Origin of the sequence: Spongiibacter tropicus DSM 19543, from assembly GCF_000420325.1 — a bacterium.
GTDB classification, from domain to species: Bacteria; Pseudomonadota; Gammaproteobacteria; order Pseudomonadales; family Spongiibacteraceae; genus Spongiibacter; species Spongiibacter tropicus.
In genome coordinates, this window is the sequence record NZ_ATUS01000003.1 from 205,814 (window position 1) to 231,561 (window position 25,748).

A 25,748-nucleotide genomic window follows, 5' to 3' on the forward strand; every position below is an offset into this window, starting at 1 on the left:
TGGGGGAGAGATTCCTCCCGACCTCGTAGCGACGACGATAGCAACTTGTCATGTCATTCTAGGCCACAAGAGGGTAAAAAGTTCATATAACTTTTCTGATAGTTCTTCTTGATATACAACCGTGTCAGGTGCGACTTTCCAGCCCAAGCCTTTCGGCCCCATACCAGCATATGCTACTTCAAAATCTGTTTTCACATGACGCTTGCTTGGTTCTAATTTGGCCATGGGAATCCTTACCCTCTCAAAGAGCTTTTTTACTTCCGCAACTTTTTCGATACTTTGCGGCTGAGCCAGGTTCTCATTCTCTCGGAGCCGCTGAGAAATCATACGTACAACCTCATATGCTCCTAGCACCCAAAGATGAGCTTTTATTTGATGCCTTTCGAGAACAAGGATTCCATCGGTATCTTCTTTGGGATTCCCGGAAGAGTCGAATATATCTTCGGCTCTAACCCCTCTTAACTCAGCGTCCACAATCCCAAGCATTTGAATATGGTGAGGTATATGAGAGTCCCTTTCTTCTCTAATCCAGCGAAAACTCTTAGTTACCCACTTTTCGTAAACGGAGTAATCCATTTTTCCTTTAATCATAACGCTATGGATTTTCTGCGACTTTTAGAGGAGGGAAACAACGGAAAACCCTCCGAAAACAGCTATTAGTTAGGACATTTTGGCAAGCTGTCGCTGCGCGAGCCAAATACCAATATGAAGGTGCGCCACACCGACACCGTATAACAACCCTATTGCACCATTAACGAAGATACCTAGTATTTTTGGCCATTTATCCGGGAAACCGGAGCCCTCCATTAATAGGCAATAATTAACGGCTAATACGATAGCGCCAAGAACTGTTGCTTCGAATAGTCTGCCTCCTGCATCTCGATATGCCACGTTACTCTTCGATTCAGCAGAATATGTTCCCGCTGCGGAGAAACAAAGAGCTGCCAGAATTGCTGAAAACGTGATTAGACCATAAATGATCACCTGCCCCTCGGGCCTATCGGGAATGACACGAAAAACAGGAAATAAATATAAATTGGCATACACACAATCTGAGTAAGATACGGCAGCGACTTCTCGATCATCTTATGTCCTAACGCCAGCCAGCATGCGCGGCTTTGTAGTGTAGGCGAAGCCGCAACGGAAAAGACTTGGCTGTGCCTAACTTGGTTAAAAAATTCAGCGGCTACCGTTATAGGCTACCGGTTCTTTATTGAGACCAATATCAGCCCTCATGGCATTGGTCAAACGTAGTGCAGAATTTCTGACTGTTTCCCAATTAGTTTGATCACCGTCATGAATAAGGCCTAGTAAGAGGTCAACGAAAGCATCGTTTGCATCCATTACAGACTGCGGCGCCAGCATCGCAAGATATCCGTAGATCCGCAGCCTGTCGTTTTCGAATGCCTCTTTTTCTTCAGTAGACAGCTCGCCCCTCTGCCCGACAACTAAAAGCTCGACTTTTGCCAGAATAGTAGCGATTGTATCGAGTGCAGCGCGATATATTGCGAGCTTATCGTTGTGTTCACGCAAATGGGTCTGCTTGAATATCTCGAAATCACTCGAAATTTCAGTCATCTGCTTATCGTTCTGAGCTTTTAACGAAGCTCGTAAAGCTTCTAAATCCCGCTCGTGCTTGTGGCGCTCATTGTCCATCAGCCTGGTGGCCCAAACCTTTCCTAGCCAACTGGAAAGCCCAACAACAATCACACCTGCGCCACCAAGTGAGCCCAGAATTGCAGCTGATATTCCTAGGTACTGTTCCATTATTTTCTCTGCTTGTTAACACCTTGCTTTGGGGCGGAGGAGCCCTAGAAACAACATCCCAGCCGCGCTGCCTTTGCGTGGCGATAATGGTAACTTGTTAAATGGCAAAATAATTCAGACCGAAAAGAACAAAGGGGTGACCCCGATTACCGTATTACACTAGTTCAAGACTAGCAACTACGGGGCTTGCGCCGCTTATAGGACTTGACTGAAACAGTCTTTTTGCCCTTGGGCGGCGTTTTGCACCCTCCGCACTTTTTAGTAGCCATAAGATTTCTCCTGTCGCTACAAGCAGGTTAAGGCCTGCCGCCCCGAAGTTACTCATTAACTCCGCCAAGTTCAGAGAATCTGAGTAAATGGTGCGAAAGATTGGAATAATCGGGACCACCCGTTTGCTCTCTACTGCCTTTTAATGCTGTTTTTGGGGCGCCGGAGCGCCAGCTGAGGCGTCCCGGTAGCGCGGTTTTTTTTTCGCGCTGCGACAACACCTTGTTATAAGTATTACTCAATATCTTCACTGGTTCCTTGAGCACGATTTAACTCATATTGTTGCCGGTAAACTTTAACCGCAAATTCAAGCGACGATACAAATGTTTCAAATTCACAATCCCCCCCGAGTATGATTTCTACAGAATCTGAGAGAGCTATTTCCTTGCCATCTACTTTTACACGGATATCTGTGCTGGCTTGATCAGTTAGTCGAAGTAATGTTCTTCCACCATGACCACTATCGCCCCCTTGCGGGCAGTTTGTGCCAGCTTCAACTTCAAGAATATTTGCTGATGTAAATTCTTTTGAAAGCAGTTTCACTTTCGGCATATCTCATCCTTACTCATAACAGCCTGTTAATGGGGACTCGATCCTCTTAATGATTATCGGGAAGTCACGACAACCTGCTATCCCACCACAAAAAGAATCGCAACTTTTTGAAAAACAAGCAGACCCTCATCCAAAAATTCAACTCTGGAAAAACCGTGAAACGTCCACGATAAATTCTCGGCAGCAAACAAGCGAGGCGTACTCTGGCAGCTCGCCGCGCTGCTTCGAAAAATGCGGCCAAATACATTGGGAAATTATTGAAGACACCAGCAGCACGTGCCCCGAGACGAGGCCTTGCGCTGTAATTTTGAGGTAGGCGTTTTGTCATTCTGCCTCAATTCCCTATGTGGCGGTGTTACTGACTGCGGCTGAATCGATACGGCGATCCGTGTATCGCGTTAAATGAGCATAAAGTCTGTCGTCATAAAAATATAGTGGATTTTCAGCGGCTGTCATTACGCCATTCAGACGGGGATGGATACGCGCATAAAAAAAGGCCTCTCAATGAGAGGCCTTCTCGGGTGTGGGATACCGGTTGGCGTGCCGCCGTATAGATGGAGCTTAGAGCAGCTCTATCGCAACCGCGGTGCCTTCCCCGCCGCCAATGCACAGCGAGGCGATGCCGCGTTTCAGGCCGCGCTGTTTGAGGGCATGGATGAGGGTGACGAGTATCCGCGAACCCGAGGAACCGATGGGGTGACCGAGGGCGCAGGCGCCGCCGTGGACGTTGACTTTGTCAGCGTCCAGGCCCAGTTCCTGTATCGCCAGCAGGGTCACCACGGCGAAGGCTTCGTTGATTTCGAAGAGGTCGACGTCGTCTTTGCTCCACCCCGCCTTCTCGAGCACTTTGTTGATCGCGCCAATGGGCGCCAGAGTGAACTCGGCGGGCAATTGGGCGTGGCTGGCGTGAGCAACGATACGCGCAATGGGCGTGGCGCCCGCCGCCGTGGCCGCGCTTTCTGAGGCCAATACCAGTGCCGAGGCACCATCACTGATGGAGCTGGAGTTGGCGGCGGTCACGCTGCCGTCTTTGGCGAAGGCGGGTTTGAGGCTGGGAATTTTTTCCGGCTTGGCCTTGGGCGGCTGTTCGTCGGCGCTGACAACGGTGTCGCCACCGCGACCGGACACGGTTACCGGGACGATTTCCTCGTCGAAGGCACCGCTTTCCATCGCGCTAACGGCTTTGCTCAGCGAGGCGATGGCAAAGTCGTCCATGGTCTCGCGGCTGATCTGGTAGTCGTCGGCGCTGCGCTGGGCGAAGACGCCCATCAGTCCGCCTTCGTAGGCATCCTGCAGGCCGTCGAACAACATGGAATCGAGAACTTCGCCATGGCCCATACGCATACCGGCGCGGGCTTTGGGCAACAGGTAGGGCGCCAGACTCATGTTCTCCATCCCACCGGCCACCATTACGCCGTTGCTGCCCGCTTTAATAGAATCGTGGGCCGCAATCACCGCCTGCATCCCCGAGCCGCACATTTTGTTGACGGTAGTACAGGGCGTGGCGTCGGGCAGACCGGCGCCGCGCGAGGCCTGTCTGGCAGGTGCTTGCCCCAAGCCGGCGGGCAATACGCAGCCCATAATCACTTCCTGTACCTGTTCGGGTTTCAGCCCGGCGCGCTGCACGGCGGCGGCGATGCTCGCCGCACCCAGTTGCGGCGACGGTACGGTGCTCAGGCTGCCCATCAGGCCGCCCATGGCGGTGCGGGCGGCGCCCAGAATAACGACGTTCTCGGTCATGTTAATGACTCCTTTTCTTTCCGTATTGGATTGCCCGCTCAGCCTCGGCCCAGCAGAGAACGCGCAATAACTTCTTTCATCACTTCCGAGGTGCCGCCGTAAATGCGCTGTACTCGGGCATCGGTGAAGGCACGGGAAACCGGATACTCGGTGGTATAACCATAGCCACCGAACAGTTGCAGACAGCCGTCGGCCACCCGGCACTGCATTTCGGTGGCACTGAATTTAGCCATGGAGGCAGTCGCCGCATCCAGTTCGCCGCGCTTGTAACGCTGCACGCACTGTTCAACAAAGGCGGCATTCACCTGCGCATCGGTTTCCATTTCGGCGATGCGGAAGCGGGTGTTCTGCAATTGCTTGAGCTTCTGACCGAACAGCTCGCGCTCATTGGCGTAGTCGATGGTCAAATCCAGTACGCCGCGCGCGGCGCCACAGGCGATGACGCCAATCACCAGACGTTCGCGGGGCAGCTCCTGCATCAGGTAGGCAAAGCCCTCGCCTTCCTTGCCCAGCAAAGCGGAGGCTGGCAGGCGCACATCTTCGAAGAACAGCTCCGAGGTATCGCCACAGTGCTGACCGATTTTGCCGAGATTGCGGCCGCGCTGGAAACCCGGCAGCGAGGTATCGACCAGAAACAGGCTGATGCCGCGAGCACCGGCACTGGGGTCGGTTTTCGCCGCCACAATCACCATATTGGCGTGCTGACCGTTGGTGATAAAGGTTTTGGAGCCGTTGAGAATATAGTCGTCGCCGTCTTTTTTGGCGCTGGTGCGCATGGCCTGCAGGTCGCTGCCCGCGCCCGGTTCGGTCATGGCGATGGCGCCGACGACTTCACCGCTGACCATTTTCGGCAGCCAGTATTGCTTTTGCTCCTCGTTGGCGAGATGGCTGATATACGGCGCCACAATATCAGAGTGCACCATCACATTGGTTGCCAGCGCGCCGTAGCCAAGACGGGCAATTTCACCCGCCACCAGCGTGGAGTATTCAAAGGGCACGCCGCAGCCGCCATTGTCTTCGTCAACGTCAACACACAGCAGCCCAGCATCGCCCAGGGTATTCCACAGTTCGCGGGGCATAATGCCCTGCTCGTCCCACTGCTCATAGTGCGGGGCCACTTCGGCCTCCATGACTTTGAGCAGCATGTCGCGGAACATCTCCAGTTCTTCTCGGTTCACCTCGGTCATTGGCTTGTCTCCTGATCAGCGGGGCGCCATGCGCAGCGCGCAGTCCAGACGAATGGTTTCGCCGTTAAGAATGGGGTTCTTCACAATCTGCTCGACCAGCAGGCCGTATTCAGAAGGCTTGCCCAAACGCTGCGGGAACGGCAGTGTGGCGGCGAGGCTGTCCTGCACTTCCTGTGTAAAGCCCGCCATCATCGGCGTCATAAACAGACCGGGGGCAATGGTATTCACGCGAATGCCGTCGCGCGCCAGTTCACGAGCCGCCTGCAGGGTCATCGAGACCACGCCGCCTTTGGAAGCACTGTACGCCACCTGACCGATCTGGCCTTCAAACGCCGCCACCGAGGCCGTGGAGACAATCACCCCGCGCTCACCGTCGGCATTGGCCTCGCGGGTCGCCATGTCGGCGGCCGCCAGACGCATAATGTTAAAGCTGCCGACCAGATTGACCTGAATCACCTTGTCGAAGTTTTCCAGTGGCATGGGGCCGTTCTTGCCAAGAATTCGCGAGCCGGGGGCGATCCCCGCGCAGTTCACGGCAATCCCGCAGGGACCGTGGGCCTCGCGCGCGGCGGCGAAAGCGGCTTCGGCGCTCTCGGCTGAGGACACATCGCAACGCACAAACAGGCCACCCAGTTCGGCAGCCACCTCACGGCCACGCGCTTCCTGAAGATCAAAAATCGCGACCTTGCACCCGGCAGCGGCCAGCGCTCTTGCGGCCCCCTCACCCAGCCCGGAGGCTCCACCGGTTACGATGGCTGCTACGCCCTTGGCTTCCATATTGCTCTCTCCCATGCAGTGGTTGCGGCGCAGACTTTGTGCACCGTCATAACATTGGGCAGAGAGTGTGTCTCAGGCCTGATCTGCAAGCCATGACATATTGCCGCAGGAATTTTGTTAAAAACTGCGCCCTCCCCCTTTCGCGGGGTAGCGGCCGCGTACCGCATTGCGATACCCTCTATGTCGCATAAATGCAATTTTTGAGACTTAGCCATGTGGCCGTGATCTCTGTGCAGGTATTCCCCTCGCACAGTACTGCCGCACAGCCAAAGCGATGGTGCATGATTTCGGCTTTCAGTATTAACGACATCATTTATGGCGTAGAGAACAGGGAATTTCTCCTTCGCTACCGGCCGCAGGTGAATGCCGCCAGCGGTCAACTTCACGCCCTGGATACCAAGCTGTTGTGGCACAGCAGCAGATTCGGCTCTCAGCACGGTGAGCAGTTTTTGCCTGCGCTGGAGGAACGGGGCAAGCACCTTAACTTCCTGCTGTTCTACCTGATTCGCAGCCTGCGTGCCCGCCAGCAGCTTTGCAACGCGGGCTATTCACTGCCGCTGGCAATATCGCTGCGCCTTCACGATCTACAGGACCCGGCTCTGGTCGACGCGCTGATGCGGGTATTTCGCGACAGTGGCGACAACCCCGACGGGCTGACCCTGATTCTCCCCTCGCGCCTGCTGGATGATTTTTATCAGCACATCAGACCGCTGAGCCAACTGGTAGACAACGGTTTTCATCTGGCGGTGAGCAATTTCTATCAGAACCCCGACAGCCTGGGAGACACCTGCTGCGACATGCTCAGTGAAGTCCGCCTGCCGCCCCGTCTGGGCACCAGTCTCACCGACAAACAGGTGCGGCAACGGCAATTGTCTCAGGCAGTGGAAGCCGCTCAGCGCCACCAGTGGAGCTGCATCGTGACCGGCGTTGAGAACCAGCAAGATATTCAGGAGGCGCTGACAATGGGCGCAAGCCTTGTGCAGGGCCATGGCGTGGGCGATGATCTGAGCGCCAGCGAGTTGGCGACGATGCTGGCGAGGGTCAAGCAACCCCGCCAGCTACTGCGACGCTGAGCCACCCGGCGCGGCGCCTTATCAGAAACTCGCTTTCAGACTGACACCCATCTGGCGCGGCTCGTTGAGGTAGGCATTGAAGGAGCCTTCCTGTACCGGCATCGCGAAGTAGATAGTGCGATAGGTCACGTCGGTACAGTTTTTACAGAACAGACTCAGGTCGTAATCAAACCGCCCCATAAAACGCATCCCCAAACTCAAATCCCACAGGGTATAAGGACCCTGCGTCGGCTCATCTGCAGTGTCGGGGCTGGCCCAGTGTTCACCGCTGTAGGAACCCGACACGCGGCCATAGGCCATCAGCGACTGACTGAGCGGCTGCTCGTAGGTCAGTGCCATCACCCCGGAAAGATCCGGCGCACGCGGCGTTTGCCGACCATCGAGATGCTGAATGGTATCGGGAGCGTCACCCAAATCGGAGAATTCGGCCTCCAGCCAGGTGACGCTCAGCTCGGCGCGCAGGGCGTCGGTGAGCTGCACGGTATTTTCCAGTTCAATGCCGCGTGAGACCGCTTCCCCGGTGTTGCGGGTGAAGAAATTGAAGCCATTGAAGAAGTTGATTTGCAGGTTCTCATACACCGTGTCGAACAGGGCGATATTGGTTTGTGCGCGGCCATCCCAATAGCGGCTTTTCAGCCCCAGCTCCCAGCTGGTCGCATACTCGGGGGCATAGGTGGTGTTGTTGAAGTTGGCGGCTTCCTGGAACAGATTAACGGCGCCGGATTTGTAACCGCGACTGTAGGTGAGGTAGGTCATCACATCGTCATTGAAGGCGTACTGCAGCGACGCGGTGCTGGTAAGGACACCCTTTTCGTACTCGTCATAGAAGCTCGGCGAATTATAGATACCGAAGAGGTCCAGCGCGTTTCGTGGTGTACTTGCATCACCTGACGGTACAGGGCCGAGCAAACCGGTGTTGATGATCAGGCGCGACAGCAGAGAGTCGTACCAATAAAGCTGATCGTAGCCGCCCTCTTTCTCATCGCGGCTGTAGCGCAGACCGGCAATGGCGGTCCAGCCTGCCCCCAGATCTGCCTGCGCGTGAACAAAGGCAGCGGCACTGGTGGCATCCTGATAGTAATTGTCTTCAATGATTTTCTCGCCACCGGCGGGAAACAGGTCGAAAGCGCCGATTCCCAACGGCCCCAGCAAACCGCTCAGCAAGGTGGTACAACCGAGGGTCATCCCCGGCGGACGACAGAGCGGCGCGGTATCTACGCTCAGGCCGAGCAGCTCGGGAATGGCCATGGTGGTGCGGAAGCTGGCGTAGTTGTTGGCGTCGGTATCCGCCACAAAGTTGCGGTAGCTGCTGTATTCCTCTTTGGAGAAGTACAGACCGGCAATCAGATCCACCGGGCCAAAGCTGGTGGAGAGGTTGATTTCCTGCGAGAAGAAGTCGATCTGCGTGGGCTCATTCAACTGCAGAATATGCGCCGGGCCAAAGTCCGCGTCGCCGTTAACCTGCTCGTCTTTAAAGCGCCGCAAGCCGGTCACCGACTTGATGTCCATATTCTCCAGCGCCCAGTTCAGGGTCCAGCTCAGGCCCATGTCGTCACGCAGTTCGGAGGAGCGGGAATTGTTATTGGTCAGACGCTGATCTTCCGCGTTGCGGTCGGTGTAGAAATCCAGCCCGCGCAGATTCGCATAGTAGATCAGATCGTCGGTCAGCGGCCCGCTCAGCACCTGCACACTGCCCCAGCAGCAACCGGCATCGGCGGTGGAGTAATCGAGAATCAGGTGAGACTCCAGCGAATCGCTGATATCAAACAGCCACTGCACTTTGGCGCTCAGGCGGTCGGTTTGATTATAGGTGCGGCCGTCCTGCTGGCGGCTGCGCAGAAAGCCATCCTGCCGATTGGAAATGGCCGACACTCGTAGGGCGTGACGGTCGGTCAGTGGCAGGTTGAGCGCCAGTGAAATCAGCTCTTTGTTGTAATTGCCGAGCAAGACTTCGGCATTGCCGGAGACGCCATCAAAGTTGGGGCGCGTGCTGTTCAGCGACAGGGCCCCCGCTACGGTGTTTTTACCAAACAGTGTGCCCTGCGGCCCGCGCAGCAATTCCAGCGAGCCGATGTCATTCATATCCTGCAGCGCCATACCGGAGCGCGAGCGGTACACGCCATCAATGAATACGCCCACCGCTCCTTCAAAGGTGCGGCCGTTGCCGACGGTGCCGATGCCGCGAATCTTCAGGCTGGAGTTCTGCGAGCTTTGCCCCACATCGAAACTGATGCTGGGGTTGATATCGGTGAGGTCGGCAATGTCGGTCACGCCGGCGGCGCGCATGGCTTCTGCCGACATGGCGGTAATGGCAATGGGAACATCCTGCGCGCTCTGCTCACGCTTCTGCGCGGTGACGACAACTTCTTCCAGCATCGGCGCGGCGACAAGCCACGATGAGAAACACAGCAGCAGTACGGCTGACAGCAACACGGATAGGCGTTTCATGAGGGACCGTCCTTGTGAGGGAATCGTTATTTTTTTGTTATCACAGGGACGAATAGTATCTGGATTACACAAGACGGCTATTCTGCGTCACGCCACTTTTGGCCCGGGGCGCCACCGTCGGCGCCCCGGAACATAGAGAAGAAAACGCTAGCCGACGGCCTGCATGGATACTCGGTAGCGGCCGGGCGCTTTACCAAACCAGCGTTTGAACGCCTTCTGGAAAGCACTCTGATCGCTGAAACCCAGCTCCGCCGAGATATCCAGCAGGCCGACACTGGAGTCGACAATCAGCTTGCGGGACTGCTCCTTGCGCGCATCGTCCACCAGGCATTTGAAGTTGGTGTTGATGTAGCTGAGCCTGCGCTGCAAGGTGCGCGGCGCCATATCCAGTTCGGCGGCCACATCCTCCAGGCGGGGCACCCCTTCCGGCAGTTGGCGGATAATGCAGTCCATCACCTCGCGAATTACCCGGTCTTCCAACTGCAGGTTGGCGAGCTGCTCACGGGCAATCTGCAACAGCGATTCGTGAATCTCCGGGTGGGGGAACTGCGTGGGGCGCGCCAGAAAAGTGCGGTCGAACTCCACCGCATTGCTGTGGCTGTTGTAGTGCACCGGCGCCTGAATGATACGGGCAATTTCGGTGGCATCGCCGGGACCGGCGTGCTGGAAGTGGATTTCACGGTGGCTGCACCAGCAATCGAGCAGCGGCTTATTGGCGCGATACCAACTGGTGAAGAAAAACTCGATGACATGCCGAGACGGCATCTGGCGGGGAGGCACTCGCCAGCTCAACCGCGTCTGGTCCTCATCAATGCTCTCAAAATTCACATCGCCGTGATCGATCAGCAAACGCGAAAACGCCACAACGGCATCGATGGCCTCTTTCATATTGGCCGCGCTCATGCCGAGGTAATTCACCATGCCCCAGGCCTGACGCGAACAATGCACACCGGCGCGGGCACCGAAGTAGCGGTCTTTCAGCAACTGCTCACCGGCATCCAGTACGATTTCAAACAGACGCAGCGGGAAGCGCCCGCTGTCGCTGACGTGCTCCCGCACATCCAGTCGCAACAGACCACGAAGCTGTTCAGGGGTGATTCCACGCCCTTCCAGATAGTGGAGTGTGCTATCAAGGTATTCGCTGCAAACGGTGGGGGTTCTCATGCTTCTCTCCTCCTGAAAGTCCGGCTGGCGACCGACTTTCCTTATTATTTTGATGGGAAGATTCCCTGCACTGCGAAGGCAGCGTACCAGCATAAGGCGAAGCAGCAGGAGCATTTGCTATCATTTGGGTCCAGTAATGGCTATCATTTTGGTCCACGCCCTGCACAACAACAGTACGCGATCATGCAGCTTTTTGAGGTTGAACATATCGGTCGACGCCGACTCGGGCTCTTGCGGGATATTCTGCTGAACCGTTACCCGCAGGTCGATGCCGGCCAGCTCGCGGTCGACTGTGGCGTCAAGTCGGACTGGTCGATGGCCAGTCGCGACGAGAACGGCAGCATGCAGGCGGTGTTGCGGGTGATGCATACCCTGCGGCGCGGCGCCGTGCCGGATATTGCCCTGCAGCTCGGCGACCGCGCGCAGATTACCGACTCGGGGCTGCTCGGCTATGCAGTGCTCACCGCGCCGACCGTTCTGCAGGCCGCGCGAATGACCAGCCACGCACTGAGCAGCTCAAACTATCTGCTGCGCAATAAAATTGTGGTGAAGGAGCAGTACGCCAGCAGCGTATTCAGTGTGACCAGCCGGGCGCGCCCGCACCGCGAAATGCTGATGGAAATGAGTATGCTGGCGGTTTGGCGCTGTATCCAATCCATTGTGCCCAGCGGTCGGGCCAGCACGCCCGCAGAAGTCCACTTCAGCCATCCGGCGCCCGACTATGCCGCACGCTACGAGGAGCTGTTTGGTTGTCCGGTGTACTTCAACCGCGCTCACGATGTATTGATTACCCCATCGACGCTGATCCATCAGCGCATTCCCTCAGGCAATACCGCACTGATTCGCAGCCTGTCGACCGAGCTGCGTGAATTGCTTGGCGACGGCTACCGGGGCAGCGGCATTGCCGCCCGCGTGCGCCGCGCGCTGGTGGAAAATCCGCAGTCCTGCGCATTCTCGCTCACCGGCACCGCCGCGCAGTTGAATATGCACCCGCGCAGTCTGCGCCGCTATCTCGCCGATCAGGGCCACAGCTTTCGGGAAGTCTGTCAGGAAGCGCGCATGGCGCTGGCCAAGCAGTATTTGAGCAATACCCAAATGCCGGTCAAGGCCATTGCCCTGCAACTGGGTTATCGACACAGCAACAACTTTACCCGCGCCTTTGCCGAGTACTTCGGCGAAACGCCGGAAGCCGCACGCCGGCGCGAGTTTGCCGATCAGGATGCCAGTGCCAATCCCGCCAGGTGATCGTCTCGCTGGCCCGCCATTAGCTCCATCAAGGTGAGACGCTTGAAGTAGGCCCCCACGTTCAGCTCGTCAGTCATACCGATACCGCCGTGCAACTGCACCGCCTGCTGACCGACGTAGCGACCACTTTCCGCCAACTGCACCTTGAGCTGCGCAGCAGCGCGATGAAAGCCCTCGCGGCCCTGCTGCTGAAAAGCCGCCCACAACAATGAGCGCAGCTTCTCGCCAGCGATAAACATATCGGCGAAGCGGTGCTGCAGCGCCTGAAATGCCGCCAGTGGCATACCGAACTGCTTGCGGGTTACCAGATACTCGCCGCTGACACTGAGCAGGCTGTCGATGCAGCCCAGCGACTCTGCCGCCATCAGCAACAGACTTTCCGATACCGACTGCCGCAGCGCGCGCTCCGCCGCATCACCGCGACACAGCACCGCGCTGTCATCGACCGGCACACCGTCAAACTGGATGTCTCCGGCGGCGCGGCCATCGGCCATCACATAGCGACGCAAACCCGCGGGTTGCGCGGCAAGCAGCAGCAACAGCAGCTCGCCCTGCTCATTGCGGGCAGAGACCAGCCACTGCTGCGCCTCTCCCGCACCCAGAACCGCACATTTTTTACCGTAAAGCGCGCCGTCTTTTACGCGCGTCTGTACGACCAGCGGATTACCACGGCTGGCACTTTCTTCCCACGCCAGTGACAGGCGCAGCTCACCGCCGACCAGCGAGGGCAGCAACGCCTCGGCTTGCGCGGGTGACGCAATGCTCGCCAACAGGCGTGCAGCCGCGACCACTGGCACCACCGGCTCGGGCACCAGACCGCGCCCCAGCTCTTCGGCAACGGCCATCATGTCATCCAGACCACTGCCCAAGCCGCCGTATTCCTCGTCCAGCGCCAGCCCCAGCACGCCGAGCTCCGCCCACTGCTGCCATAGGCCCGCATCAAAATGCTCACCTTTGGCGAGGCGTTGGCGATGTCGCTCATAGTCGTAGTGATCGCTGACAAAGCGGCGCAGGCTGTCGCGGAATTCCTGCTGTTCCGCGGTGTATTGATACTGCATGGAAATTCCTCTCTCTTATCCTGCCATGACGGCCTTGGCCAGCAGGCTGCGCTGCACTTCGTTGGAACCGGCATAGATGGATGCGGCCCGTGTATTCATGTAGTAAGGCATTGCCAACAGCTCGTCTTCGCTGAAGTCACTGGGGGCCGCGCCAATTTCCAGCGCGCCCGGATCGTAGACGAGTGAACGCAGGCCCGTAACCTCAAGCTGCAGTTCAGAGAAACGCTGCATGACTTCGGTGCCGAGAATTTTCAGCAGGGAAGCCATCGGCCCGGGGTTTTGTCCGTGCTTCAAGCCGGCATTCACCCGCTTTTCGGTGTGCTCCACGGCCAGCGCCTCAATTTCCAGCGCCTCAAGACGACGCGCCAGTACCGGATCGTCGAGACGGCGCTGCCCGAGTTCATCAACCTGCTCACACTGTTCACGCAGACGCTCGACCGCAGGCACCAGCCAGGCACCCATGGTGCTGCCACCGCGCTCAAACTCCAGCACGTACTTGGCGACAGTCCAGCCTTCGTTCTCTTCACCGACGCGGTTGGCGCAGGGCACACGCACGTCGCTGAAGAAGACTTCGCACTGCTCCGGCGCGCCGTCCAAACCGAGGATCGGGCGCACTTCCATACCCGGCAGGCCCATATCCAGCAGCAGGAAAGTAATGCCCTGCTGGGGCTTGCCCTCGCTGCTGGTGCGCACCAGCGCAAACATCTTGTTGGCGTGCTGTGCGTAGGTGGTCCAGATTTTCGAACCGTTGAGAATGTAGTCGTCACCGTCGCGATCAGCGCGGCATTTCAGCGCCGCAAGGTCACTGCCCGCGCCGGGCTCGGAGTAGCCCTGACACCAGAAATCCTCTCCCGACAACATGCGCGGCAGTAATTCCTCCTTCTGTGCGTCGCTGCCAAAACCGAGAATCGCGGGGCCGACCATCTGCAGATTCTGGGGAAGAATGGGCGGCATCTGCGCGCGGTTGCATTCCTGCGCGAACACATAACGCTGCTCCAGACTCCAGCCGGTACCGCCGTATTCCTGCGGCCAGCTCGGCGCCACCCAACCCTTGTCAGCGAGAATGCGCTGCCAGGCCATCGCCTGCTTGAAGGGCGCAAAGACGCTGGTGGTTTTGCGGCCCGCTTCGCGAATCTCCTCGGTCGCGGACTCGCGGATAAAAGCCCGCACTTCGTCGCGGAAGGCCTCTAATGAACGATCTTCTGTCATCGGGCTCTCCTCAGGCGCGCTGTTGGGCGGCGTCATCGTCGACCAGCATATTGGCCAGACGTTGGCCGATAATCGCTTCGGCATCGTTGACCATGCGCTCAATCAGCTCGGCACAGCTCGGAATATCATTAATCAGCCCCATTACCAGACCGGCAGTCCACACGCCGTCGTCGGTATCCCCTTTCTCCAGCACGTTCTCGCGGCCACGCTTACCGGCCACCAGCGGCTGCAGATCGGAGAAGTCCGTATCGCCCGGACGGCCTTCAATATCCAGCACTTCGCGGGCAATGGCGTTTTTGTAAATTCGGGCGGTGTTTTTCAGGGTGCGGAAGATCAGTGCGGTGTCCAGCTCGGAGCTTTCCACCATTTTCTGCTTCACGTTCTCGTGAACCGGGGCTTCCTTCGTCGCCACAAAGCGGGTCCCCATATTGACCGCTTCGGCGCCCAACGCCAGCGCGGCAGCCAGCCCCTGACCATTACCGATACCGCCGGAAGCAATCATCGGAATGCTGAGTTTGGCCGCGGCGCAGGGCAGCAAGACCATATTGGGCACGTCATCTTCACCGGGGTGCCCGGCGCATTCAAAGCCATCGACACTGGCGGCGGCGCAGCCGATGGCTTCGGCTTTGAGCGCGTGACGAACCGAGGTGCACTTGTGCAGCACTTTGACGCCAGCCTCATTAAACGCAGGCATGAACGCCTCGGGGCTGCGCCCTGCGGTTTCTACAATCTTGACGCCCTCGTCGATAATCACCTGCACGTATTCGTCGTAGGGCACGGGGTTAATCGTCGGCAACAGCGTCAGGTTCACGCCGAAGGGTTTTGAGGTCATCTCGCGGCAGCGGCGAATTTCGCGGCGCAAATCCTCTGGCGTTGGCTGCGTCAGCGCCGTAATAATGCCCAGGCCACCGGCATTGGACACGGCCGAGGCCAATTCAGCCAGCCCGACGGCCATCATGCCGCCCTGGATAATGGGATGCTCGATACCCAGCAGTTCAGTAATACGTGTTTTGATCATTCGCGTTGCCTCTTGTCATGCGTGCACCGGTCTTCCCCGATGCGATGACTCACTCTACGGCGCTGCCCCACAAGCCTATAGCGCGTTGACGCCAGCACTTGTCCAATCACGTCACCTGCCCGCCACCGCGCTGCCGCATCGATGGCGTCTGCCAACAAGCTTTGGCGTCTACACCTCAAGCCCTCAACCGTCTAGCCCCGCAAAATCAGCTCAAACTGAAGATAATAGAGAGCGACCCACCATGCACATGCACAAAATGATCGAGTTCAACGCGCTGAACCATCCCGGCGTGACCGCCCTGCGCTGCGGCGATCAGACACTCAGCTACGCCGAACTCAATGATCGCGCCGAGCGCCTGGCTGCCGGTCTTCAGCAGCGCGGCATCGCACCGGGGCAGCGCATCGCTCTGCTGGCTAAAAATTGTATTGAATACCCCCTGTTGCTGCTGGCCAGCATGAAACTGGGCAGCGTGCTGGTACCGCTGAACTTCCGCTTGGCGAGTGCCGAACTGAGCGGCATTCTGCGCGACAGCCAAAGTACGGTGCTGATTGTGGGCGACGCGGAACTGCGAGCGATTGCCGATAACGCTGACAGCGCAGCGGAACTGAGTGCGCGATTCACCCTGGAAGACAGTGCATCGGGCTGGGAGTCCTTCGACAGTCTGCTCGGCGACGCCGCGACGCTGAACCGCTATTCCGGCGACAGCGATAGTACCGTGCTGCAGCTCTACACCAGCGGCACAACCGGGCTGCCCAAAGGCGTGATGATTGCTCACCGTCAGCTCAGTGACGGCTATATCATGACCGCCCAGATTCCCCCGCGCTTGCAGGTCGCCGATACCGGCATCATGCCGCTGCCACTGTTCCATGTGGCCGGTATCGCTGCCAGCCTGTTCTGGCTGTGTAACGGCCTCACGGTAGAGTTGATGGCAGACTTCAATCCGGTGGCGGTCGTCGACGGTATCTGCCGCAGCCAGGGCTGCGATATTGTTCTGGTTCCGGCGATGATTCAGGCCATTCTCGCCTTTGTTCCAGATCTCGATAAGCGCGACTTTTCTCCGCTGCGACGCATCACCTACGGCGCCTCACCGATTTCTCTCGACACCCTGCGCGCCGCCATTCGCGTTTTTGACTGCGACTTCGTGCAGGGCTTCGGCATGACCGAGCTGAGCTGCATGGTGCTGTGCCTGCAATCCGCCGACCATCAACGGGCTCTGGCGGGCGAAGAACAACTGCTGCGTAGCTGCGGGCGTCCGCTGCCCGGCTGCGAGCTGAAAGTGGTGAACGAACAGGGCGAAGAAGTCGCCCCCGGTGAAACCGGAGAGCTGCTGGTGCGGTCAGGCACCAGCATGCAGGGCTACTGGCAACAGCCGGAAAAAACGGCCGAAACCGTGGTCGATGGCTGGCTGCACACCGGCGACGCGGGTTATGTGGACGAGGAAGGATTCTTCTACATCCGCGACCGGGTGAAGGACATGATTGTCTCCGGCGGCGAGAACATCTATCCGGCTGAAGTGGAAAATGTCTTGTTTGCCCACCCCGCCATCGCTGACGTTGCCGTGATTGGCGTGCCCGATGCGAAGTTTGGCGAAGCGCCGCTGGCAGTCTGTGTGCTGGCGCCGGAGCAAAGCACCAGCGATGAAGAACTGATCGAATTCTGCAAAGCACAATTGGCGTCGTACAAGACCCCTCGCCAATATGCCTTTGTTGAAGAAATTCCCCGCAATCCCTCAGGCAAGGTGCTCAAGCGGGTACTCCGTGAACCCTACTGGCAAGCGTCGGAACGGCGTGTAGGTTGACGGCCTTGGGCTGCGGAGCCACCTTCGGCCTCCAGCGTTACTTTCTCGCTGCATCGCAGCGGGTTCCGCCGCCCCTTTTTTCTCAGCACCCCCGATTATCGTTTATCAATCCCCGGTGTAGCGCTGCAACTGCCGGATCATCGCCTCAGCACATTCGCGCTGATATACCTCGGTGACCTCGCCGTGAAGGTAGTAGGACAGTCGCAGACACGCGGTGCCCAGCTCAACTGTCAACGCCGTGGCATTGGGTTCCCGATTGGGCAAGACCACCCCCGCCTCGCGCATCAGTGCATCCACATGGTGTCCCAGGTGAGCAATACTCAGCTGCAGGGCCTGATGGCTTTCACTGCTCGCCACCGCGCCAAGCACCAGCATTCCCGCCACCGGATGACGGTTATAGAACTTTGCCACGAGCGAGGCCACATCATCGATCACCTCGCGCCACGGCCGCCCAGTGGTGCCGATAGCCAGCTCGGCCACTTCATCCTCAAGCCGCTGCAAATACCGGCGCGTCAACTCATTGAGGATGGCGTAGGGCGTGGGGAAAAAGTGATAAATGCTGGTGCGTGTGCAGGACAGCCGCGAGGCCAGTTCGGGAATCGACAGCCCGTCGCTGCCTCGCTCGGCCAACAAGGTTTCTGCGGCTGACAGGATGGTTTCAAAACGCTCTCGGCCGCGCGCTTGGGCGGGCTTACGTGCAGCCTGACCGGCTTTGCTGGCTTCCGGCGGGGACAGTTCTTCAGATAGTGACAGCGGCTTGTTCATAGCGCGAGCCTAACACTTGACGAGAAAACCGTACAGGCGTACAAAATAAACATACTTTTGTACAAAATAATCATAACAGTGCCAAAAGGGAGTCGCACAATGGCAGCCCCAGCCCGATGGATACCGCTACACCTGTTGTTTGTCAGCCTGTTGAGTGCCTGTGGAGGTAGCTCCAGTGGAGCGCCGCAAAACGGGGATCAGGGCGCCGCAGACGGCGGCGGAAGTGGTGGTGGCGCAGCCACTGAAGTCAGCTTCTTCAATCAACAGATTCAACCGCAGCTCGACTTTTGCCGCACCTGTCATATTCCCGGCGGGGTGGCCGATGCCGACGATGGACGTCGGCTGATGCTGTCATCTGACGCCGCCAATGACCTCTCGGCATTGAAGGCGGCGTGGCAGGCGCTCGGTGGCGGCGTGGACAGCAACCTGCTGCTGCGCGAAGCCAGTGACCCCAGTGAACCCCACAGCGGTGGAAAGCCCTGGCGCAGCGACTCTGCCATTTATCAGGCCATGCAAACACTGCTGGCCTGCTGGGAATCCCCGGACCAATGCCATTTTTCCGGCGGCGGCGAGGTAAGCGAACCACTGGCACTGCTGGGCAGCAGTCGCGCAACCCATGTCTACGAGACCTATTGCGCCGATAAGCCCGACAACACCGCCCTGCCCGTCGACCCGCGCAGCACCATTCAACCGGGGCGCAATGCCGGTCGCGCCGTGCACTTCAACGCCTGGTTTGAGGAGTGTCAGGCCGACCTCCCCGCTGCCGAACAGAATGCCAAAACCTGCGGTGAGTATCGCCAGCGTCGCGACAAAGGCTACGCGGCACTGGTCGAAACGCTGGCCGCACCGACCCTGATGCCGCTCAGCGCGGAAGACCACGACAATCGCTGGCAAAAGTGGGGGCTGTCATCGCGCCCCGAAAATTTCGAAGCCCTTTACAGCCTTCGCTATGGCATGAACTACGCCAATTATCACAACCCCTACCCGCTGCCCGGCGAAGACCCGAACAGCAGTAACGGCGGCTCGGGCAAACTGCCAATGGGACTGCGTCAACTCAAAGACGAGAACGGGCGCTGGACCGGCGAGATCGGCAGCGTCGCCTGTTTTCAGTGTCACGGCGGCCAGATCGACAGCAACAGCGGCCCGCTGCTGACCGATGAAAGTTTAGGTCTCGGCAATGCCAACCTCGACTACCTGATGGTTTTTGCCGACAACTCACCGCTGCAATACCTGGGAATTACCAGTGATATCGGTAACGTCAGCCCGGAAATGCTGTTCAATATGGGCGTAAAACAACGCGGCCAGAATAACGCCGTGGGCGCTTTCGAACTGCTGGCGATGCTGCTGGACTACGACACCCTCGGTCTGGCGCCCAACCCGCTGAAAGCGCTGGCAAGCGAGGGGCTGGATTTCGATCACCCCACCGCCCAGGCACAGGACACTCCGCCGTGGTGGAATTACAGCCACCGCGCCCGCAAGTTCTTCGACGCCGGTCAGTCAGTAGATGCCACCCGCATTCTGATGGCCGCCGGGCAGATTTCGCCCGAGATCTTCGACGGCGTGACCTACCGGCATATTATCGAGAGCAACGATCAGGATGTGTCCGCCTACATCCTGTCGACGGTATCGCCGGAATATCCGGGCAACATCGATACCGCACTGGCTGAACAGGGCGCAGTGCTGTTCCACACCAAAGACCTGTGGGCCGAACCCGGCAACGCCAATGCGCCCCGCCCCGAAGGAGGCAATGGCAGTTGTGCCAGCTGCCATGGCGCCTACTCGCCGCGCTACGTCAACGATCCCGAGTTTTTGGAAGACCCCGCACTCGAGGGATTGGCGGCACATATTTCACCGCTGGACACCATCGGCACCGACCCCGCTCGCGCCGACAATATCACCCCCTACCTGCGCGCCACCTTCGGCTCAACCTATTTCGGCTCCCCCGAGGGCGACCCGGACTATGTTGCGCCTGAGGATAAAAACCCGCTGAGCGAGGCACTGGATGACAGCCTGCCCGTCGGCATGCGACCCGAGGGTGCCTGCGGCTGGGAACAGGGCGTGATCGGCTATCAGGCGCCACCGCTGTATGGGGTGTGGGCCACGGCGCCGTATCTGCACAACGGCTCGGTGCCCACGATCGACGCCCTGCTGGATTCGTCGCAGCGCCCGGCTATCTGGCAGCGGGCCCTGCGCAGTGAGTCTGGCATTATCGGCTTTGATCAGCATTTTGAGCGCGCCTACGACAGTCAGGCCATGGGCTGGAAATACCAGGCCCTGAGTTGTGAAGACATCCCCGGCTCCACACAACTCAACTGCAATCCCGTGGATGAGAATGCCCCCAGCCTGCTGCAGTTAGTGGAAAGCTTCCTCAAGCAGAGTGTGAACTGGACGGCGCTGCTGTCGATACCGGACCCCAGCCCGGGCGCGTTCGACAAGCGTCTGGTGTTCGACAGCCGCATTCTGGGCAACAGTCGCGACGGTCACAGCTTCAGTGATGTGCTGACCGACACCGAGCGTCGCGCCGTAATTGAATACTTGAAAACACTGTAAAGCGCCGGCGTAAAGCCGCCTCGGTGCCAACACCATAAGGAGTTGTTTATGGCAATTGCCAACCTCGACATTCTCAGCGACGCGTTCAGTTATCAACGCCCTGCAGACATCGACGCAAAACTTGCAGAACTGCGCGCCACCGACGGCATTGCCTATGTCGAGCCGGAGGGCATTCGTCCCTATTGGGCGGTGAGCCGCTATGAGGACATTCGCTATATCGAATCCCACCCGGAGCTGTTCAGCGCCGAACCGCGCACAGTACTGATTATGGAAGCGCTTGAGCAAACCAATATTGCGCGCTTTGGCGATGCTCAGGGCGTGAAAACGCTGGTCCACATGGATGGCGAGCAACATCGGGCACTTCGGCAGATCACTCGCGACTGGTTTATGCCCGCCAATGTCGCCAAGCTGCGCGGGCACGTGAATGAGCTGGCAAGCGAATTTGTGCAACGTCTGCGCGATACCACCGGTGGAGACTGCGACTTCGCGGCCGACATCGCGTTCTGGTATCCGCTGCGGGTCATTCTGCAGTTAATCGGGCTGCCCCAGGAAGATGAGGCGACCATCCTCGCCCTGACCCAACGGCTGTTCGCCCCCGACGGTTATGTCACCGAGGAGCAGGATGCGACCGCAGTGTTTGTCGAAACTGTGCAGCGTATGGGTGAGTATTTTACCGCGCTGGCGGAGGATCGCCGGGCGTCGCCACGAGATGACCTCGCCAGCCTACTGGCCAATGCCAAGCTCGACGATCAATTGCTCGACCCCTTCACGCTGACCTCGTATTTCGTGCTGCTGGCAACGGCGGGACATGACACCACCAGTGCCAGTATCGCGGGCGGCATGCTGGCGCTGATCGAACATCCCGATCAACGGACATTGCTGGAGCAGCACCCGGAACTACTGCCCCAGGCTGCCGATGAAATGATTCGCTGGGTCACCCCGGTCAAACACTTTGCGCGCACCGCGCTGGAAGATGTAGAACTGCGCGGACAGCGTATTCGCAAAGGCGAAACACTGGCGATGTTCTTCGCCTCGGCCAACCGCGACGAGGAGGCTATTGCCGATGCCGGGCGCTTTGATATTCAACGCAAAGGCAGTCGTCACCTCGCCTTCGGTCACGGTCGTCACAACTGTCTGGGAATGCATTTGGCCCGCATGGAAATCGAATGCTTCTTCGGGCAACTGCTGCCACAGTTGGACAGCGTCGCGCTGGCGGGCACTCCCACATACATCCCCAGCCAGTTTGTCAGCGGTCTGCAAACCCTGCCGTTAACGATGCGATTCCGCTAAGCGAGAGGCGGGCGAAGGCCCGCCTGTTCACGGTTCCGGTATCGCACCGTCAATCCAGATACACAGCCAGCTTGCCGGTGTTGCCGCCACTCATCAGTGTGGGTAAGGCAGCCTGCGCATTTTCCAAACCCTGCACAAGATGGTTCTGATTGAGCAGCCGTCCCTCCAGAAACCACTGTTCGAGAGTCTCCAGCATGGCGGGCACCCGGTCGAGGTAGTCCAGAATCATAAAGCCTTCAATCCGCAGCCGTTTGGTGGTTACCAGGGGCAGGTTCTTCACACCGTATTGCGCGGCCTTGCCGTACTGGGAAACGCTGCCCGAGGCGACAATGCGCCCATGCAAGGCCATGTTGGGCAGCACCGCGTCCAGGGTTTCACCGCCCACGTTGTCGAAAAACACCTCGACACCGTCGGGAATCACCTCAGCGATGGCCGCCTGTAAATCGTCGCAGCCCTTGTAATCGATGGCGCCATCAAGTCCCAGGGTTTCGACCAGTAGCTGGCACTTCTTTGCCCCTCCGGCGAGGCCGTAAACCCTCGCGCCAGCCGCTTTGGCAATCTGCGCGGCCATGATGCCGGTGGCGCCCGCGGCACCGCTCACCAATACGCGCTCGCCCGGTTGCACCTGTCCCACATCGATCATGCCGGCATAGGCCGACCAGCCGGTGAGACCCAAGGTGCCGACATAGGCATCCAGCGGAATTTCCGGGTGCAATTCCAGCGTCATTGTCAGGGCATCGTCGAGCAGCGTATCGCCGTCTGCCACAATGTAATCCGACCAGCTCTGCAGACTGACGACATGCTGGCCCTCGCGAAATGCCGGATGCCGAGACGCGTCTACCTGCCCGATGATATGGCCGCGCATCGGATCGCCAATTTGTAGCTGCGGCAGGTAATCCTCGCGCTCGCTGAGCCAAAGCAGATTGGAGGCATCCAGCGACAGCAGCCGGGCTTTGATCAGCACTTGTCCGGGTGCCAGTTCGGGCATCGGCAGTGTTTCCAGTCGCAGCTCAGAGCCATCCAGGCCATCTTGCAGGTAGTGGTCGATGATCCAGCGGCGAATGTCTGTTGAGCGAGTCATTGAGGTCTTCCATTGTCGGGCCTCCGGTCTGGGCAACCGGACGCTTGGTTATTATGTGGCATGCATAATAAAAGCCCTGACGAGCCGCCTCATTGTTAAAACTCGCCACAGCGCCTGTTATTTCATGACAGCGGTCGCCATAAAAAAGGCCTCCCGTCGGGGAGGCCTGCAGGCAGAGACCACGTAGAAGCGCGATCGGCGGTATCGCTACCGCCATCGATATCTCTACAGTGTTTTCAGATACTCGATGATGGCGCGGCGCTCACTGTCGGTCAGCACATCACTGAAGCGGTGGCCGCCATTGCCTTGACTGAACATCGCGGTGTTATAGATTTTGCGATTTTCGATATCGCTGTCGGTGAGCACCGGCGGGTTGGTAATATTCCAGGCCAGCAGCAAGTTGGAGAACAGCGTGTTCAGCGGAATACCGAGCACCGCGTCCAACAGCGGGTCGAGTGGCGTGCAATCCAGATAGGGAAGGCTGTGATCGCCGCCGCAGTTGAGCTCGTCATAATCCCAGCCCAACTTATCGTCGAGATACGCCCGCTCGAAGTTGTAGTCAAAGCCCATCACCACCTGCCCGGCCTGGTCGGCCCTGGCGGGTTTGGAGGTACGGCGCCAGATGGCCGGGCGCTGTGCTGAATCCAGCAGCGCTTCAACGGTGGGCACCGAGCCATTGTGCAGGTAGGGCGCGGTGGCCCAGATGCCATACAGGGGCGGTGCGGCGTAACCGCGAGGACGTCCGTTGGCCAGCTCCGGCAGGTTCTGCACGCGGCAATCCTGCTCGGTGCCTGCGGTTTCCGGATAGCCGACAAAGGTATTCGACAGCCCGCGGTTTGTCCCCTCATTGAAGGTATCGAGGCGCACCCGGTCGGTATCGATGATGTCGATCGGCGTAATATAGCTGGCGATGCCCTCAAGCTCAGGCGACGCGAGATAACGGCTGTCATTCACATAGCGAGGCGAATAGGCGCCGTGACAACTGGCGCAGCTGCCATTCCCTTCTGCAGGCGACGCCACCGGATTATCGAGCGTAGCTGCCCACAGATCCTTGGTATGAAACAGCACCGCGCCCTGCTCTGCGAGTGCGGTATCAATCTCACCCGGATAGACCGGTGACTTCTGCGCCATAATCCAGTGGTCACCGTGCTGCACATTCTCACTCATCCAGGCTTCAATGCGCTCGCTGTCGAAAATGCCGGGCAGCTCACCATCGAGCAAGGGGTTTTTATCCAGCAGCGGGTAGTAGAGGGCGAAGTCCACACGCACGGCGTCACCGGAGAACATGGCATCGACAAACTTCACCGGACGACGACCGACATTCCACCAGGCAGGCGTGTCGCCGGTGGCCGTCGAGCCATTGTTGAGAATCTCGCCGATGGTGGTGAAGTTGCTGGGATCAAAGGCGCCGACAACCGACAGAACATTGGCGAACTGCGCATTGTTGGTCCCCCGCACGCGGCCGCCAAAGCCGCCGCGGTCGATCAGCAACAGCCCCGGCACACCAGTCGCGGCAAGGTCGCGGGCAGACGTCGTCGCGTCCAGCAGACCACCGCCCGCCCCGTAGAGATATTGCAGGCCGTCAGCGGTCTGTACCGGCGTGCTGTGGCAACCCTGACAGTTGGCGGCAATATAGCCACTGTAACTGCCGTCTGCGTTGCGCGTCTGGGTCAGCCCCTGAGGCAAGGTGCCCGAGCCGCCGTCGGTCTGATTGGGGTCTTCTCCCGGCAATGGATAGGGATTGCGGGGCGCGTCGGGGCCGCGCAGCACCGGACCGAAGCCGTGACGCTCAGCCACCAGATCATCAAAATTGTCCGGTCGGCCGGGCATTCCCCAGATCATCCACAGGCGGTTGTACTGCTCCGCACTGGCGGCCGACATACCGTGCGGCTGATCTCCGGCGAAGGTTGTAGCCGCTCCGATCTGCCCATTGCCTTCCATGATGGGCCGACCTTTCTCATAACTGCTGCGCAGCTCTCCACAGGTCTCCGGATGCGGGCGTTCGCCCACCAGTTCGGGATCTATGTGGCAGTCTTTCCAGAAAGCGTTGAACGCCACTGCGCGGCCACTGTTAACACCCGGCTGGATCAATGAGCGAGGGTCGACAGGCAGCACGGCCGAATCGGGCCGAGGATTGCCATCGCCGTCGTCACCACAGTAATCAAACCAGCGATGGCCGCCACGGGCACTGCCGAGCAGGGGCTCTTCAGCGGTATCAACGGGCTCATCGCCACCGCTCAGTGAGCAGCTATCGGGATTATCCCAGCAGGCCAGCAGCGTACGCATGTTCTGATAAATCGCGCCGCCGGCGACCCAGGGTTTGCCGCCACTATGGGGTTCGCTGTCATCGCTGGCCTCGATCAGAATCAGGCTGCTGTCGACGCCGCCACCCAATGCCTGCCAGGAGGCATACAGCAGGTCGTAGTCGTTGCTGGGGTTGCTGCTCAGCATAAAACGGCGGCCCTCATCACTGTCGGCAACCGCGCCTGGAATATGACAAGTCCGGCAAAATGCCACCGCCGTTTGCAGGCGCTGCTCAAAGAAGACATCCGGCTCACCGATCGGGCTGCCACCGCCGCTGCCGCCATTGCCGCCATCGCCCTGTCCCTGAGCCCCGCCACCGGCCCCACCACCACCACAGGCGGAGACAAAACCGGCCACGACCATTGCAAGCAGGGAGTGTCGAATACGCATACCATCACCTCTCTCGGCTCCCGGCGGTGCATTCACACGCAGAGAAGCCATTTTTATTATTCAGT

The 25,748-nt window shown here is 58.8% G+C and carries 19 protein-coding genes; 5 read left to right on the forward strand and 14 right to left on the reverse strand.

The annotated features are described in order from the left end of the window. Positions 1 to 48: 48 nt before the first annotated feature. From G411_RS21610 to G411_RS0114355, 6 genes are all read right to left on the reverse strand, one after another. Positions 49 to 591, reverse strand: a complete 543-nt coding sequence (locus tag G411_RS21610) for a hypothetical protein (RefSeq protein ID WP_157581337.1) — start codon at positions 589 to 591, stop codon at positions 49 to 51. Positions 592 to 1,179: 588 nt separating this feature from the next. Beyond that, positions 1,180 to 1,767, reverse strand: coding sequence for a hypothetical protein (locus tag G411_RS0114340; RefSeq protein ID WP_022959908.1), 588 nt, complete (start codon positions 1,765 to 1,767; stop codon positions 1,180 to 1,182). 501 nt (positions 1,768 to 2,268) lie between these two features. Beyond that, the gene (locus G411_RS22170) at positions 2,269 to 2,586 is read right to left on the reverse strand and encodes a hypothetical protein (RefSeq protein WP_157581339.1); all 318 of its coding nucleotides are present in this window, start codon (positions 2,584 to 2,586) and stop codon (positions 2,269 to 2,271) included. 561 nt (positions 2,587 to 3,147) lie between these two features. Further along, positions 3,148 to 4,326 carry a thiolase family protein gene (locus tag G411_RS0114345; protein ID WP_022959909.1) on the reverse strand — a complete coding sequence of 393 codons (1,179 nt, stop codon included), beginning with the start codon at positions 4,324 to 4,326 and terminating at the stop codon, positions 3,148 to 3,150. A gap of 38 nt (positions 4,327 to 4,364) precedes the next feature. Further along, positions 4,365 to 5,513: an acyl-CoA dehydrogenase family protein gene (locus G411_RS0114350; RefSeq protein WP_022959910.1), complete on the reverse strand. Its 1,149-nt coding sequence runs from the start codon at positions 5,511 to 5,513 to the stop codon at positions 4,365 to 4,367. Between the two features lie 15 nt (positions 5,514 to 5,528). Continuing rightward, positions 5,529 to 6,290 (reverse strand): SDR family NAD(P)-dependent oxidoreductase, encoded by a 762-nt coding sequence (locus G411_RS0114355; protein WP_022959911.1) that lies wholly within the window; start codon positions 6,288 to 6,290, stop codon positions 5,529 to 5,531. A 281-nt stretch (positions 6,291 to 6,571) separates the two neighbouring features. Between G411_RS0114355 and G411_RS0114360 the strand changes: the two genes are divergently transcribed. Then, entirely contained in the window at positions 6,572 to 7,363 is a 792-nt protein-coding gene (locus tag G411_RS0114360; protein ID WP_022959912.1) for an EAL domain-containing protein, read from the forward strand. 21 nt (positions 7,364 to 7,384) lie between these two features. Here the strand turns inward: G411_RS0114360 and G411_RS0114365 are convergent, their stop codons facing one another. Then, positions 7,385 to 9,811 (reverse strand): TonB-dependent receptor, encoded by a 2,427-nt coding sequence (locus G411_RS0114365; RefSeq protein ID WP_022959913.1) that lies wholly within the window; start codon positions 9,809 to 9,811, stop codon positions 7,385 to 7,387. A 147-nt stretch (positions 9,812 to 9,958) separates the two neighbouring features. Then, a complete protein-coding gene (locus G411_RS21615) occupies positions 9,959 to 10,975 on the reverse strand; it encodes an AraC family transcriptional regulator (protein WP_022959914.1) in 1,017 nt (338 codons plus the stop codon). A gap of 183 nt (positions 10,976 to 11,158) precedes the next feature. Here G411_RS21615 and G411_RS0114375 point away from each other — a divergent pair, with 183 nt between their 5' ends. Continuing rightward, entirely contained in the window at positions 11,159 to 12,220 is a 1,062-nt protein-coding gene (locus G411_RS0114375; protein WP_022959915.1) for an AraC family transcriptional regulator, read from the forward strand. Here G411_RS0114375 and G411_RS0114380 read toward each other — a convergent pair. Genes G411_RS0114380 through G411_RS0114390 form a run of 3 tightly spaced genes read right to left on the reverse strand, consistent with a single transcriptional unit; the run spans position 12,190 to position 15,505 of the window. Continuing rightward, the gene (locus G411_RS0114380) at positions 12,190 to 13,278 is read right to left on the reverse strand and encodes an acyl-CoA dehydrogenase family protein (RefSeq protein ID WP_022959916.1); all 1,089 of its coding nucleotides are present in this window, start codon (positions 13,276 to 13,278) and stop codon (positions 12,190 to 12,192) included. The two genes, G411_RS0114375 and G411_RS0114380, sit on opposite strands and share 31 nt — an antisense overlap. A 15-nt stretch (positions 13,279 to 13,293) precedes the next feature. Next, a complete protein-coding gene (locus G411_RS0114385; RefSeq protein WP_022959917.1) occupies positions 13,294 to 14,487 on the reverse strand; it encodes an acyl-CoA dehydrogenase family protein in 1,194 nt (397 codons plus the stop codon). A gap of 10 nt (positions 14,488 to 14,497) precedes the next feature. Next, positions 14,498 to 15,505, reverse strand: coding sequence for an NAD(P)H-dependent flavin oxidoreductase (locus tag G411_RS0114390; RefSeq protein WP_022959918.1), 1,008 nt, complete (start codon positions 15,503 to 15,505; stop codon positions 14,498 to 14,500). Positions 15,506 to 15,746: 241 nt separating this feature from the next. On the opposite strand from G411_RS0114390, the gene G411_RS0114395 reads away from it, so the two are divergent. Then, complete coding sequence (locus G411_RS0114395) at positions 15,747 to 17,303, forward strand: class I adenylate-forming enzyme family protein (RefSeq protein WP_022959919.1); 1,557 nt, start codon at positions 15,747 to 15,749, stop codon at positions 17,301 to 17,303. 105 nt (positions 17,304 to 17,408) lie between these two features. On the opposite strand, the gene G411_RS0114400 is transcribed toward G411_RS0114395, so the two are convergent. After that, positions 17,409 to 18,068 carry a TetR/AcrR family transcriptional regulator gene (locus G411_RS0114400; protein ID WP_022959920.1) on the reverse strand — a complete coding sequence of 220 codons (660 nt, stop codon included), beginning with the start codon at positions 18,066 to 18,068 and terminating at the stop codon, positions 17,409 to 17,411. Positions 18,069 to 18,167: 99 nt separating this feature from the next. On the opposite strand from G411_RS0114400, the gene roxC reads away from it, so the two are divergent. Further along, positions 18,168 to 20,618, forward strand: a complete 2,451-nt coding sequence (roxC, locus tag G411_RS0114405) for a putative rubber dioxygenase RoxC (protein ID WP_022959921.1) — start codon at positions 18,168 to 18,170, stop codon at positions 20,616 to 20,618. Positions 20,619 to 20,666: 48 nt separating this feature from the next. Beyond that, entirely contained in the window at positions 20,667 to 21,908 is a 1,242-nt protein-coding gene (locus G411_RS0114410) for a cytochrome P450 (RefSeq protein WP_022959922.1), read from the forward strand. 49 nt (positions 21,909 to 21,957) lie between these two features. Here G411_RS0114410 and G411_RS0114415 read toward each other — a convergent pair whose 3' ends face one another. Both G411_RS0114415 and G411_RS0114420 read right to left on the reverse strand, forming a co-directional pair. Beyond that, on the reverse strand, positions 21,958 to 22,989 hold the full coding sequence (locus G411_RS0114415) for an MDR family NADP-dependent oxidoreductase (RefSeq protein WP_022959923.1): 1,032 nt from the start codon (positions 22,987 to 22,989) through the stop codon (positions 21,958 to 21,960). A gap of 225 nt (positions 22,990 to 23,214) precedes the next feature. Beyond that, positions 23,215 to 25,683 carry a c-type cytochrome gene (locus G411_RS0114420; RefSeq protein ID WP_022959924.1) on the reverse strand — a complete coding sequence of 823 codons (2,469 nt, stop codon included), beginning with the start codon at positions 25,681 to 25,683 and terminating at the stop codon, positions 23,215 to 23,217. Positions 25,684 to 25,748 lie beyond the last annotated feature (65 nt).

Excerpts from the sequence above, each read along its gene's own strand:
- G411_RS21610 (WP_157581337.1), bottom strand. The coding sequence starts at position 591 with ATGATTAAAGGAAAAATGGATTACTCCGTTTACGAAAAGTGGGTAACT.
- G411_RS0114340 (WP_022959908.1), bottom strand. The coding sequence starts at position 1,767 with ATGGAACAGTACCTAGGAATATCAGCTGCAATTCTGGGCTCACTTGGT.
- G411_RS22170 (WP_157581339.1), bottom strand. The coding sequence starts at position 2,586 with ATGCCGAAAGTGAAACTGCTTTCAAAAGAATTTACATCAGCAAATATT.
- G411_RS0114345 (WP_022959909.1), bottom strand. The coding sequence starts at position 4,326 with ATGACCGAGAACGTCGTTATTCTGGGCGCCGCCCGCACCGCCATGGGC.
- G411_RS0114350 (WP_022959910.1), bottom strand. The coding sequence starts at position 5,513 with ATGACCGAGGTGAACCGAGAAGAACTGGAGATGTTCCGCGACATGCTG.
- G411_RS0114355 (WP_022959911.1), bottom strand. The coding sequence starts at position 6,290 with ATGGAAGCCAAGGGCGTAGCAGCCATCGTAACCGGTGGAGCCTCCGGG.
- G411_RS0114360 (WP_022959912.1), top strand. The coding sequence starts at position 6,572 with ATGATTTCGGCTTTCAGTATTAACGACATCATTTATGGCGTAGAGAAC.
- G411_RS0114365 (WP_022959913.1), bottom strand. The coding sequence starts at position 9,811 with ATGAAACGCCTATCCGTGTTGCTGTCAGCCGTACTGCTGCTGTGTTTC.
- G411_RS21615 (WP_022959914.1), bottom strand. The coding sequence starts at position 10,975 with ATGAGAACCCCCACCGTTTGCAGCGAATACCTTGATAGCACACTCCAC.
- G411_RS0114375 (WP_022959915.1), top strand. The coding sequence starts at position 11,159 with ATGCAGCTTTTTGAGGTTGAACATATCGGTCGACGCCGACTCGGGCTC.
- G411_RS0114380 (WP_022959916.1), bottom strand. The coding sequence starts at position 13,278 with ATGCAGTATCAATACACCGCGGAACAGCAGGAATTCCGCGACAGCCTG.
- G411_RS0114385 (WP_022959917.1), bottom strand. The coding sequence starts at position 14,487 with ATGACAGAAGATCGTTCATTAGAGGCCTTCCGCGACGAAGTGCGGGCT.
- G411_RS0114390 (WP_022959918.1), bottom strand. The coding sequence starts at position 15,505 with ATGATCAAAACACGTATTACTGAACTGCTGGGTATCGAGCATCCCATT.
- G411_RS0114395 (WP_022959919.1), top strand. The coding sequence starts at position 15,747 with ATGCACATGCACAAAATGATCGAGTTCAACGCGCTGAACCATCCCGGC.
- G411_RS0114400 (WP_022959920.1), bottom strand. The coding sequence starts at position 18,068 with ATGAACAAGCCGCTGTCACTATCTGAAGAACTGTCCCCGCCGGAAGCC.
- roxC (WP_022959921.1), top strand. The coding sequence starts at position 18,168 with ATGGCAGCCCCAGCCCGATGGATACCGCTACACCTGTTGTTTGTCAGC.
- G411_RS0114410 (WP_022959922.1), top strand. The coding sequence starts at position 20,667 with ATGGCAATTGCCAACCTCGACATTCTCAGCGACGCGTTCAGTTATCAA.
- G411_RS0114415 (WP_022959923.1), bottom strand. The coding sequence starts at position 22,989 with ATGACTCGCTCAACAGACATTCGCCGCTGGATCATCGACCACTACCTG.
- G411_RS0114420 (WP_022959924.1), bottom strand. The coding sequence starts at position 25,683 with ATGCGTATTCGACACTCCCTGCTTGCAATGGTCGTGGCCGGTTTTGTC.